Source organism: Mycobacterium sp. TH-M103 (assembly GCF_057473785.1).
Genome location: NZ_JBYCLG010000236.1, coordinates 1 through 13192 on the forward strand (window position 1 = coordinate 1; position 13192 = coordinate 13192).

Here is a 13192-nt window from a genome sequence, read left to right on the forward strand (position 1 = left end):
CCTGGCGATGGACTATCCGCGCCTGGTCGACGTGGCGGACTTCCTGCTGCGCGACGTCCTCGGCATCGACGGGAAGGCGGCCGCCGATGCGGGCGCCGCAGCACCGGCCCAGCCGGCCGCGGTCGTCACGACCCACGCCGACGAGCCGATCGCGATCGTCGCGGTGGCCTGCCGCTTCCCGGGCGCGCCCGATCCCGAGGCGTTCTGGGAGGAACTGGCCGGCGCCGTCGATGCGATCCGCGAGATCCCGGAGGACCGCTTCGACGTCGACGAGTACTACGACCCGGACCCCGAGGCGCCGGGCAAGATCTACACGCGCTACGGCGGCTACCTGGAAGGGGTCGACGGATTCGACCCGGAGTTCTTCGGCATCTCCCCGCGCGAGGCCGTGTGGATGGACCCGCAGCAGCGGTTGATGCTCGAAATCGTGTGGGAGGCCCTCGAACGGGCCGGGTATTCGCCGGCGTCGTTGCGCGGCAGCAAGAGCGGCGTTTTCGTGGGCGTGGCCGCCAACGAATACTCGCAACTGCTCAACGCCAACTCGGTCGAGACCATCGAAGCCCACTTCATCACCGGCAACGCGCTCAACGTCATCGCGGGCCGGGTCGCGTTCGCGCTCGGGCTGGAAGGCCCGGCGATGGCGGTCGACACCGCCTGCAGCGCGTCGCTGGTCGCCGTGCATCAGGCCTGCCAGGCCTTGCACTCCGGTGACTGCGACATGGCGCTGGCCGGTGGGGTCAACGTGCTGGTGAGCCCGGCGTCCATCGTCGCCACCTCGCGCGCCAGGATGCTGGCCGCCGACGGCCGATGCAAGACCTTCGACGCCCTCGCCAACGGCTACGCCCGCAGCGAGGGCTGCGGGGTCCTGGTGCTCAAGCGGCTCAGCGACGCCGAACGCGACGGCGACCGGATCTGCGCGGTCATCCGCGGCACCGCGGTCAACCAGGACGGCGCCTCCAGCGGTTTGACCGTGCCCAACGGCGGCGCGCAGCAACGCCTCATCGCCACCACGCTGGCCCGCGCCGGGCTGTCCGGCGGGGAGGTCGACTACCTCGAGGCGCACGGGACGGGCACCTCGCTGGGCGATCCCATCGAGGTGCAGGCCGCCGCGGCCGTCTACGGCGCCAACCGCGACACGGACCGGCCGCTGCTGATCGGATCGGTGAAGAGCAACATCGGCCACCTCGAGTCGGCGGCTGGCATCGCCGGCCTGATCAAGGTCGTGCTGTCGCTGCAGCACGAAATGCTGCCGCAGAACCTGCACTTCGAGACGCCGTCGCCGAACATCCCTTGGGCCTCGCTGCCGGTGCGGGTCGTCGACAAGGCGATGCCGTGGCACGCCAACGGCCGGCCGCGCCGCGCCGGGGTGAGCTCCTTCGGGTTCTCCGGCACCAACGCCCACGTGCTGATCGAGGAGGCGCCGGCGAAGCCGGCGGCCGCCGACGACGTGATCGTGGCACCGGAGTCGGGCGCCGCCGCCGACCGTGTCGGCGTCTTGCCGCTGTCGGCGCGCTCACCGCAGGCGCTGACGGCGTTGGCGCAGCGCTACGGGGACTGGCTGGGTGCGCACCCGGACGTCGACATCACTGACGTGTGCTACACCGCCGGGGTGGGCCGTTCGCACTTCGAGCACCGGGCCGCGCTGGTCGTGGATTCGGTCGAGGGCGCCCGTGAGCTGCTGGCCGGGCTGGCCGAGAACCGGCTTGGCCCCGGCGCGGTGCGTGGCGAGTGCGGTGACCCGCCGAAGACGGCGTGGTTGTTCACCGGGCAGGGCAGCCAGTACCCGGGGATGGCGCGCGAGTTGTTCGACACCGAGCCGGTGTTCGCCGAGACCGTGCAGCGGTGCGCCGACGCGGTCGACGGCATGCTGCCGCGCCCGCTGCTGGAGGTCATGTTCGATCTCGACAACGGAGAAGCGCTGCGGCACACCTCTTTTGCGCAGCCGGCGCTGTTCGCCGTCGAGATGGGCCTGGCCCGGCTGTGGCAGTCGTGGGGCATCGAGCCCGACGTGGTGCTGGGCCACAGCGTGGGCCAGTACGCGGCGGCCTGTGTGGCCGGGGTGTTCAGCATCGAGGACGGGGCACGGCTGATGGCCGAGCGCGGCCGGCTGTTCGGCAGCCTGCCCGAGGGCGGCCGGATGGTCGCGGTGTTCGCCGACGCCCAGCAGGTGGAGCGCGTCGCCGAGGAGTTCCCGCACCTTTCCGTCGCGGCCTACAACGGCCCCAACACGGTGCTGTCGGGTCCGGCCGCCGACCTGGAACAGGTCGTCGCCAAGCTCGAAGGCGACGGGATCCGCTGCACGTGGCTGGACACCAGCCACGCCTTCCATTCCGAGCTGCTGGATCCGGTGCTCGACGAATTCGAAGCCTACGCAAGCAAGTTCGAATTCGCGGTGCCGTTCCTGCCGCTGGTGTGCAACCGCACCGGCGCGGTGCTCAACGCGGACACCCCGCTGGACGCGAAGTATTGGCGGCGGCATTCCCGCCAGCCGGTGCAGTTCGCCGAAAGCGTGCAGACCGTGGCGGCGCTGGGCTGCTCGGTGCTGATGGAGATCGGGCCCCAACCGGTTCTGACCGGTGCCGCGGTGCAGGTCTGGCCGGATTCCTCGGCCACCCCGCGCACCGTCGTCTCCCTGCGCAAGGGCACCGAGGACCGGCGCCAGATCGCCGAAGCGCTGGCCGCGGCCTACGTGGCCGGGCATCGGCCGGTGTTCGCCGCCCTGTATCACCGGCCGCACCGCCGGGTCCCGCTGCCCACCTATCCCTTCCAGCGCCGCCGCTTCTGGCCCAAGAACGCCGACATCCGCGGCGTCGACGGTCAGGGCGCCGCCGGGTCCGGAATCCTGGGCAGCGTCAAGGACCTCGCCTCCGGTGACATGGTCTACACCAGCCGGTGGTCCACCAAGACGCAGCCGTGGCTCTCGCACCACGTCATCTACGGCACCGTCGTCGTCCCCGGCGCCACGTATGCGGCGATGGCCCTGGCCGCCGTCGGGGCGCCGGCGCAGGTGCGCGAGGTCTTCTTCTACGAGCCGATCATCCTGGGCGACAAGAGTTCCCGGGAGGTGCAGCTGACCCTGCATCCGGTCGAGGACGGCGGCTGGACCTTCCAGGTGCACAGCCGCCCGTACGGTGACCGCGAGGCCGACTGGTCGTTGAACGCCGACGGCCGCATCGCCGGCAGCATTGACGACGAGCCGGCGACGGAGCCGTCGGAATCCATCGACGCCGCCTGCGAGCGGTTGAGCCGCATGCGCCCGCAGCAGCTGTTCGACACCTTCGCCGACCTGGAGCTGCAGTGGGGCCCCACCTGGGCCACGTCGCTGAAATCGCTGTGGTCCGGCGACGGCGAGGCGGTCGGCGACATCGCCATCGGCGACGAACTGGCCGAACAGCTCGGCAGCGAGCCGGTTCACCCGGTGCTGCTGGACCTGTGCACCGGCGTCGCGTTCCCGGCCTTCCCGGCATCGCTCGCGGCGTCCGAGGACGGGCTGCCCGATCTGTTCCTGCCGTTGCGGTATGGGCGGGTGGAGCTGCGGGAGAAGCTGCCCAAGCGGTTCTACTGCCGCGCGCGGTGGCAGAGCGGCGGTTCCGACAGCGAAACGCAGGTCTTCGACCTCGATTTCGTGGACCGCGACGGCCGTCAGCTGGGCAGCATCCGCGAGTTCGCGGTCAAACGCGCGCCCCGCGAGGCGTTGCTGCGCGGGCTGGGCGGCGACGCCACCCGCAACCTGTACACCCTCGGCTGGGAGGAGGTGCCGGCGCCGGAGCCGGGTACCGCCGCCAAGGGCGACGGCACCTGGCTGATCGCCGGATTCGACGAGCTGGCCGCCGACGTGCCGGGGTCCGTCGCCCTGGATCGCGGTACGGACGCGGAGGCCTGGAAGCAGCAACTCGTCCAGGCCCAGGAGCGCGGTGCCCCGGTCTCGGGGATCGTCTGGCGCTGCGCGAACCGGCCCACCGCGGAGGAGTCCAGCGACGACTTCGCCGCGCGGGTGGAAACCGAGATCGACCAGCTGCTCGCGGTCGTGCGGACGCTGCTGGCCCAGCAGGACCTGAAGCTCACCGGCGGCCTGTGGATCGTCACCGAACGGGCCGTGGCGACCGAGTCCGGCGAGCCGGTGGACCCGGCGCAGGCGGCGCTGTGGGGCCTCGGGCGCACCGTCATCACCGAGCAGCCGAGCCTGCGCTGCCGGCTGGTCGACTCCGACGGATTCGACGACAACGCGCACTCGCTGGCCGGCCTGCTCGGCGCGGCCCTCGAGGAGCCCGAACTCGCACTGCGGCAAGGAAAGTACTGGGTGCCGCGGCTCCTGCCCTGGTCGCGCAGCGGCCACCTGGCGATACCGCGCGCCGCCGACTTCTACCTGGCCCCGACCGAACGCGGCGCGATCGACAACCTGCGCCTCAACGAGACGCACGTGGCGCCGCCGGAGGCGGGCCAGGTGCAGATCCGGGTGGAGGCCGCGGGCCTGAACTTCCGGGACGTGCTCAACGTGCTCGGCCTGTACCCGGGCGATCCGGGGCAGATCGGCGGCGGTGACCTCGCGGGCGTCGTCACCGAGTTTGGCGCCGGCGTCACCGGGTTCGAGGTCGGGCAACGCGTCTTCGGCTTCATGCCCGGCTCCTTCGCCACCCGGGTCAACGTGCCGGCGCAGTTCCTGGCGCCGGTGCCCGACGGGGTCAGCGGGGTGGGCGCCGCGACCATCCCCGCCGGGGCGCTGACGACCCGGCTGGCGTTCGACTGGGCGCAGGTCGGCCCCGGTGACCGGGTGCTCATCCACGCTGCCAGTGGCGGCGTCGGTCTGGCCGCCATCCAGATCGCGCAGCAGCGCGGGGCGACCGTGTTCGCCACCGCCAGCACCTACAAGCGCGCCAAGCTGCGGGAGATGGGTGTGCAATACATCTACGACTCGCGCAGCACCGACTTCGCCGACCAGATCCTGGCGGACACCGGCGGCGCCGGCGTGACCGTGGTGCTCAACTCGCTCACCAACGAGGGGTTCATCGCCGCGACCGTGCGGGCCACCGCCCAGGGCGGCCGCTTCGCCGAAATCGCCAAGCGCGACATCTGGACTCGTGAGCAGATGGCGGCGGCCCGTCCGGACATCTCCTACGAGATCATCGCGCTGGACGCGTGCATCGAGAACGAACCCGAGCGGGTGGGCAAGCTGCTGCACGAGGTGGCCGACAGCATGGCCAACGGCGAACTGGCGCCGATCGCCGTCGAGGTCTACCCGGTGACGGAGGCCAAGACCGCGTTCCGGCGGATGCAACAGGCGCGACACGTCGGCAAGATCGTGCTGCAGATGCCGCAACCGCTGCAGCCGCGCGGTGATCGGACCTACCTGATCACCGGCGGGCTCGGTGCGCTCGGCCTGTTCACGGCGGCCCACCTGGCGCAACTCGGCGCCGGTGACATCGTGCTGACCAGCCGGCGCGCGCCCGACGCCGACGCGCAACAGGCGATCGACGACATCGTGGAGCGCCACCGCTGCCGCATCCACGTGTTCACGGCCGACGTCGGCGACGAGGCGCAGGTCGAAGCGCTGCTCCAGCGGATCCGGGCGGAGCTGCCCCCGCTCGCGGGGGTAGCACACCTGGCCGGTGTGCTCGACGACGCGCTGCTGACCCAGCAGAACGTGGAGCATTTCCGGACGACGCTGGCGCCCAAGGCGTTCGGCGCCCGTTACCTGGACCGGCTGACGACCGACGACGATCTCGACTTCTTCATCCTGTACTCGTCGGCCGCCAGCGTGCTCGGGTCGCCGGGCCAGGCCAACTACGCCACCGCCAATGCGCTGCTCGACGGGCTCGCCGCGGACCGCAGGGCGCAGGGCCTGCCCGCGACCGGCATCAACTGGGGCCCGTGGGCGAAGGGTGGCATGGCCACGTCGCACGCCGCGCGCGCGAACCTCAGCGCGCAGGGCCTGATTCCGCTGGAACCCGCGGCCGCGCTCAACGCGCTTTCCGAGGTCGTCGCCAACGGGACCGGGCAGGCAACCGTGATCAAGGCCAACTGGCAGCGCGCCGCGAAGGGGCTGGGCGCCTCCCGCCCGTCGCTGCTCGCGCACGTGTTGCCCAGCGCCGCCACCGCCACGCGCGGCGACAGCGAGTTGCTCCGGCAGTTGAACGAGGTGCCCGAGTCCGAGCGGGGCAGTTTCCTCACCGACTACCTGCGGCGCGAAGTGCAGCAGTTCCTGCGGCTGGCGCAGCCGCCGGCGGCGACCAGCCGGTTCCTGGAGCTGGGCACGGACTCGCTGATGGCGGTCGAGTTCAGCAACCGGTTGCTTCCCCAGTTCGGCGGCGCGTTCACGATCAGCGCCACCGCGGTCTTCGACTATCCGACCATCGGGGCGCTCGCCGAGTACCTCGCCGGTCAGGTGCCGGAGTCCGACGAGGTGCAGTCCTTCGGGGCGTCCGAGCCCGCGCAGTGATCGCGGGGAACGGGTAGGTATAGCCGCGTGCGCGCACGCCGTTGCGGCGACCGACCAAGCGACGAGTCTCGCGTGCGATAGCGCCGGTGATATCGCATTTCGCGATCACCTGACGGCGGCCTCACGGTACTCACGTGACTGATGTGGTTGCCGATACGGCGGGTACGAAGTGGGACGGCCCTAGGTCGCCTCGGCGCGCAGCTGAGACCTCAGGATCCGGTATTCCAGCAAGCCCGCCCGCATCTGCTCGTAGATCGCGGACCCGGGCAGCGCGAGGAAGTTGGCCACCCGGGCATTGCCGTCGCCGTACACCTGCTCGTAGTTGTTGCTCGCCTGATCCCGCGAGGCCAGTACGTTGGCGGTGATGTCGCGGTCGTCTTCGGTGACGAAGCCCAGCGCCTTCAAACGCGACCTGACATAGTCCCAGTCCTCCGGGCTCAGGAAGTCCGTGTGCAAGAACCACGCCCCGGGCCGGCAGATCCGGCGCACTTCTTTCAGGAATTTCGGCAGGTTGCCATACGAATGCGAGGACTCGATGTTGATGACCGCATCGCAGGACGAATCGTCGAGGGGAATGTTCAATGCGTCGCCGACCATGAAGTCGAGCGAAGGTTTGACGTGCGTTTTGCTGCAGAAGGCGATTGCTTCCGAGGACATGTCGATGCCGGTGACCCGCGCGTTGAATTTCTCCGCGACGAGTGCGGAGTTGCCGCCGCGCCCGCATCCGATTTCGACGACTCTGCAGTCGTTGAGGTCGCGGGACCCGACGACCTCGAACACCAACCGGACCGAGTTGGCGTTGAAGGTGCCCTCGCGAATGGGGAACACGGATTCGTTGCTGGAATCTATCGGCAGGTAGCCATAATTCAGGAAGAACGACGAGTCGGCCACGCCGATGTCCTCGAGGCGGCGGCTGAGTTTGTCGTAGAAACTGCGCCAGCCGACGGCGGTCGTGGATAGCAGGTCGTCGGCCAGGTGCGCCGACATTGCAACCGGTGCACCGTCCTTCGATTCGACGTGAACCGAAGCTTCGCTGTGGTCGTCCATTTATGTCGCCTCAATCGAATTTGCTCTGCCCCATGAGCGCCTGACATGGTGCTGCTTTTGCGATGACTTTGACCGGGAATCAGTCCGGTCTGACGCGGCGCACGGGAGCGCCCGCGCCTGTCGCGTCATGAAGATGACTATTCCGGATGCCTCCAATTTTCGTGCGTGCCGCAACCGTCGAGTGCGAAGAAATCCTTTGCGGAGTGGGGGAAACTCTGTCGCCTCGCCGAATTGTGCCGTCCCTACAGTAGCCGCGATGTTTGCAATCGCAAAGGACACCGCAGCGCCCTCCGCCGAAGCCTCGACGGCAAGCGGGTGGCGTCCCGTCGAGGACCGCGCGGGCGGACTGAAGGCCGATCGTCTCGGTCGTGCCGGCGGCTGGGGCCGGGCCCGGGCAGTGGTCGCCCGGGCGCGCCGACCGGAGAGGCAGTAACGATTTCCGCCGGCCGATCGGCGTGGGCCAGCGAACGGTACGGCGATCCGTGGGCCGAACGACAAAGCGCTTGGGAGATTTCGGCATCCGATTGCCGAATGATTGAACGCCCGCGGCCATCGAAGCCGCGGTGCGCACCGGCGCCGAGACGGACCGTCCGGCAACCTTTTTGGTGAACGGAGTCGGGCCGTGAACTGAGCGCGGCGAATTTCAGCGCGCCAGAGTACGGCCGGGCCGATGGTACCAGCGGGTAGGTTTCAGCTGAGGGATCACCACCTGAATTTCCCCCAAGACCGAGACAACTTCCGTCGGCCTCCAGTATGGTCTAGAACTTGTTATACCTATGTCCAGTAGACGGGTCTGGGAGACACGGTGAGCATCAATCCGTTCGACGACGAAGATGGCAGGTTTTTCGTCTTGGTCAACGACGAGGAGCAGCACAGCCTGTGGCCGGCCTTCGCCGATGTTCCCGCCGGCTGGCGGGTGGTGCACGGCGAAGCGGATCGCGCGGCGTGCCTGGAGTACATCGAGCAGAACTGGACCGACATCAGGCCGAAGAGTCTGCGCGAGCGTTTGGCCGCGGGACAGGGGCATTGACGGTTAGCCGTGAGACAGGGTCATTGACGGTTGCCCGCGGGACGACGGCATTGCCGGTTGGCCGCGGGACAAGGGCGTTGATAGGTAGACCAAATGAAACGTGATGACCGGGCGCTTCCGCTGACGCGGGGCCAACTGGACATTTGGCTCGCGCAGGAGACGGGTCACTCCGGTACGGAGTGGCAGCTGGGCGTACTAGTGCGATTCGACGGCACCGTGGAGCCCGACCTGCTCAAGCGTGCGATCAGTCATGCGATGGGGGAGGCCGAACCGGCCAGGGCCGCCATCTTCGAGGCCGATGGCCAGGTTTTTCAGCGGGCGATCGATTACCCGGACATCGAACTGGACTTCCATGACCTGAGCGACTCGCGTCATCCGGTGCAAGAGGCCCGCGCGATGGCGCTGTCGATTCAGCACACGCCCATGCCGCCGGACGGCCCGCTGTTCAAATTCGCCCTGTTTCAGACCTGGGCGGACGAATTCTACTTGTTCGGTTGCTTCCATCACATAATCCTCGACGGAACCGGAATAACGCTTCTCGCCAACCGGATTGCGACCGTATATGCGGCAATTGCTTCCGGCGCGACCATTCCTCCGGCATTCTTCGGCTCCCTGGAAGATCTGGTTAGGTGCGAGTCGGAATACGAAGCGTCCGCCGATTACCAGGACGACCGGGCCTATTGGACCGGGAACCTCCCGTCGGACAGCGGGCCGCACAATCTGTTACCCCAGGCCGGGGGGGGAAAAGAGCAGAGTGCGCCGTCTGCGCCGGTTCGGTTGGACGCCACGGTGCTGCGGCAGGTTCAGGAGTTGGCCGACGCGTGGAAGGTGCCCCGCTCCTCGCTCATCACCGCGGCGTGCGCGCTCCTGGTGCGTGGCTGGGGTGCCCAGGGCTCCGAGGTGGTGCTCGACTTCCCGGTCAGCAGGCGTGTGCGTCCCGAATCCAAGATGCTGCCCGGGATGCTTTCCGGGGTGGTGCCGCTGGTGCTGAGCGTCTCGCCGGACGCCACGGTCGCCGACTTCTGTCAGTACGTCGATGCTCGAATCCGGGAAGCGCTGCAGCATCAGCGATTCCCCGTGCACGCCCTGGAACGCAAAGCCGACCCGCGCGGCGCGGCACAACCGGCCGATCGGGTGAGCGTCAATTTCATGCCGTCCAAGATGACCATGGACTTCGCCGGTGTGGCGGCGTCGGCGTCTTTCACCAACCCCGTTCAGGTGGGCAGCTTCGGATTGATCTTCTCCGGCGCCGGGGATCAGCTTTTCCTCAGCACCGCGGGCGCGGGCGGGGCATTCTCCAATTTCGACGTCCCGGAATTGGCGCGACGGCTGCAGCGGGTGTTCACCGCGATGACCGCCGACCCGGCGCGGCGGCTCTCGTCGCTGGAACTGCTCGATGCCGGGGACCTCGCCGGGCTGGACGCGTGGGGTAACCGGGCGGTGCTGACCCGGCCGGCCACCGCTGCGACGTCGCTTCCGGTGGCGTTCGCCGCCCAGGTGGCGCGCGCACCGGAGGCGACGGCGATCACGTGCGGGCAGCGTTCGCTGACCTACCGCGAAGTCGAGGACGCCGCCGACCGGTTGGCGCATCTGCTGGCCGGCCGGGGCGCGGGCCCGGGTCAGCGGGTGGCGCTGTTGTTGCCGCGTTCGGCCGAGGCGATCGTGGCGATCCTGGCGGTCCTCAAGACCGGGGCGGCGTACGTGCCGATCGACCCCGCGGTGCCGGCGGCGCGCATCGGGTTCATGCTCGACGACGCCGCGCCGATCGCGGCGATCACCAACACCGGGCTGGCCGACCGGCTGGACGGGCGCGATCTGCCGATCATCGATGTCGATGCTCTCCAAGGCGCCGCCGTCGACACCGGCACCGCGCTGCCCGCGCCGGACCCGGACAACATCGCCTACCTCATCTACACGTCGGGAACCACCGGTGTCCCCAAAGGCGTGGCCATCACCCACCGCAACGTGATCGGGCTGCTGGACTCCCTGAACGTCGAGTTGTCGCCGGGGCTGGCGTGGTCGCAGTGGCATTCACTGGCCTTCGACGTCTCGGTGTGCGAGGTCTGGGGTGCGCTGCTGGCAGGGGGCCGCCTCGTCGTGGTGCCCGAGTCGGTGGCGCGTTCGCCGGAAGATTTCCATGCGCTGCTGGTCGCCGAAGAGGTCGGCGTCTTGAGCCAGACCCCGTCGGCGTTCTACGCGCTGCAGACCGCGGACTCGCTGGCACCCGAACTCGGGCGTCAGCTCAAGCTCGAGGCCGTCGTGTTCGCCGGGGAGGCGCTCGAGCCCCAGCGGCTTTCCCCGTGGCTGGACAACCACCCGGGCTTACCGCGCCTGCTCAACCTGTACGGCACCACCGAGACGACGGTGCACGCTTCGTTCCGGGAGATCACCGCGGCCGACGCCGACAGCACCGCCAGCCCCATCGGGGTGCCGCTGGCGCACCTCGCCTTCTTCGTGCTCGACGCGTGGATGCAGCCGGTGCCGGCGGGCGTGGTCGGCGAGCTCTATGTGGCGGGCTCGAGCGTGGGAGCCGGGTATTGGCGGCGTCCCGGGTTGTCGGCGACGCGGTTCGTGGCGTGCCCGTTCGGGGAGCCCGGGGCGCGCATGTACCGCACCGGGGACCTGGCGTGGTGGGGTGCCGACGGGCAGCTGCGGTACGTGGGGCGCGCCGACGAGCAGGTCAAGATCCGCGGGTACCGCATCGAACTCGGTGAGGTACAGGCGGCGTTGTCCGCACTGGACGGAGTGCAGCAGGCGGTGGCCATCGTCCGCGAGGACCGTCCGGGCGACAAGCGCCTGGTGGGGTACCTCACCGGGACCGCGGACCCGGCCGAGATTCCGGTCGCGCTGGCCGAGCGGCTGCCGTCGTACATGGTGCCGGCGGCGGTGGTCGCGATCGACGCGCTGCCGCTGACGGTCAACGGCAAACTCGACAAGCGGGCCCTGCCGGCGCCGGAGTATCAGGATGTCGACCACTACCGCGCCCCGACCGACGCGGTGGAGGAGATCCTGGCCGACATCTACGCCCAGGTGCTGGGGCTCGAACGGGTCGGGGTCGACGAGTCGTTCTTCGAGCTGGGCGGGGACAGCATCCTGTCGATGCAGGTGGTGGCCCGGGCTCGGGCCGCCGGCCTGGTGTGCCGGCCGCGCGACGTCTTCGTCGAGCAGACCGTGGCCCGGCTGGCCCGGGTGGTCGGGGTCACCGGCGACGACGCCGACGCGTTCGACGAGGGCGTGGGCTCGGTGGTGGCCACCCCGATCATGTGCTGGCTGCATGGCCTGGAAAGCACGGGGGGCCCGGTCGACCAGTTCAACCAGACGGTGCTGGTGCAGGCTCCCGTGGGGGTGACCGAGGCCGATGTGGTGGCGCTGTTGCAGGCCCTGCTGGATCGGCACGCCATGCTGCGGTCGCGGGTCGAGGACGACGGCGCCGGCGGCTGGTCGTTGACGGTGCCCGAGGTGGGGTCGGTCGACGCCCGCGAATGCCTGCGCGCCGTGCAGGTGTTGTCGGACGAGGCGGTGATCGAGGCGCGGTCGCGGTTGAACCCGGCGGCCGGGAAGATGCTCAGCGCGCTGTGGGTGGCCCCCACCGGGCAGCTGGTCGTGATCGCTCACCATCTGGCCGTCGACGGGATGTCGTGGCGGATCCTGCTCGAGGACCTCAACCTGGCCTGGGTTCAGCTTCGCGGCGGGCAGCCGGTGCTGCTGCCGGCGGCGCGGACGTCGTTCCAGCGGTGGGCGTCGCTGCTGGCCGAGCATGCGTCGCGCCCGGACGTGGTGGAGCACGCCCAACAGTGGAGGCGGGTCGCGGCGATTCCCGCGGCCCTGCCGGCGGTGCGCCCCGCGGCGGACACCTTCGCCGCTGCGGGAAGCTTGTCGGTGGAGCTGGATGCCGAGACGACACGGTTGCTGCTCGGTGAGGTACCGGGCGCATTCCACGCCGGGATACACGAGATCCTGCTGATCGCTTTCGCCCTGGCGGTCGACGAGTTCCTGGGTACCGGCGGGGCGCCGATCAGTATCGATGTGGAGGGTCACGGGCGCCAGGAGGAGTTGGCCGGCCCGGACGAACACGTCGACCTGTCGCGCACGGTGGGGTGGTTCACCACCAAATACCCGGTGGCGCTGAACGTCGGGGGACTGGACTGGGCGCAGGTCACCGCGGGCGGGGCGGCGCTGGGGGCGGCGATCAAGGATGCCAAGGAGCAGCTGCGCAGCCTGCCCGACGGGGCGACCTACGGTCTGCTGCGCTACCTGAACCCCGATGTCGACCTGGGCGGGTCCGACCCGCCGATCGGCTTCAACTATCTGGGGCGCCTCGGTGCGGCGGGGGAGATCAACCACTCCGGTGATGTGTGGGAGATCTGCCAGGACGGCTGGTCGGTCACCGGCGTCGCCGCGGCCATCCCCATGCCGCTGATGCACACCGTGGAACTCAACGCCGGCACCATCGACACCGACGCCGGGCCGCGGCTGCGCGGCGGTTGGACATGGGCGCCCTCGGTTCTCGACCACGCGCAGGTCAGCCGGTTGAGCCGGTTGTGGTTCGACGCTCTGGGCGGCATCTGCGCGCATGTGCGGGGCGGCGGTGGCGGGTTGACGCCCTCCGACATCGCCGTGGGCCTGAGCCAGCAGCAAATCGACGAGCTTCAGCGGCAATATGCGGATAGCTGACGTTC

General features: G+C 69.5%; 4 protein-coding genes. 3 read left to right on the forward strand and 1 reads right to left on the reverse strand.

The window, feature by feature from the left end:
• The coding region (locus AC2VOR_RS13650; RefSeq protein ID WP_486963946.1) for an SDR family NAD(P)-dependent oxidoreductase at positions 1-6436 on the forward strand (6436 nt) is incomplete at its 5' end.
• Between the two features lie 180 nt (positions 6437-6616).
• Here the strand turns inward: AC2VOR_RS13650 and AC2VOR_RS13655 are convergent.
• Positions 6617-7423, reverse strand: a complete 807-nt coding sequence (locus AC2VOR_RS13655; RefSeq protein WP_486963947.1) for a class I SAM-dependent methyltransferase — start codon at positions 7421-7423, stop codon at positions 6617-6619.
• An 865-nt stretch (positions 7424-8288) separates the two neighbouring features.
• Between AC2VOR_RS13655 and AC2VOR_RS13660 the strand changes: the two genes are divergently transcribed.
• Together AC2VOR_RS13660 and AC2VOR_RS13665 are read left to right on the forward strand one after the other, a co-directional pair.
• Positions 8289-8513: an MbtH family protein gene (locus AC2VOR_RS13660; RefSeq protein ID WP_369738970.1), complete on the forward strand. Its 225-nt coding sequence runs from the start codon at positions 8289-8291 to the stop codon at positions 8511-8513.
• Positions 8514-8606: 93 nt separating this feature from the next.
• Positions 8607-13187 (forward strand): amino acid adenylation domain-containing protein, encoded by a 4581-nt coding sequence (locus AC2VOR_RS13665; RefSeq protein ID WP_486963948.1) that lies wholly within the window; start codon positions 8607-8609, stop codon positions 13185-13187.
• Positions 13188-13192 lie beyond the last annotated feature (5 nt).

What these genes read in the sequence shown, in the direction of transcription:
- AC2VOR_RS13655 (WP_486963947.1), bottom strand. Translation starts at nt 7,423, where the DNA reads ATGTCGGCGCACCTGGCCGACGACCTGCTATCCACGACCGCCGTCGGC.
- AC2VOR_RS13665 (WP_486963948.1), top strand. Translation starts at nt 8,607, where the DNA reads ATGAAACGTGATGACCGGGCGCTTCCGCTGACGCGGGGCCAACTGGAC.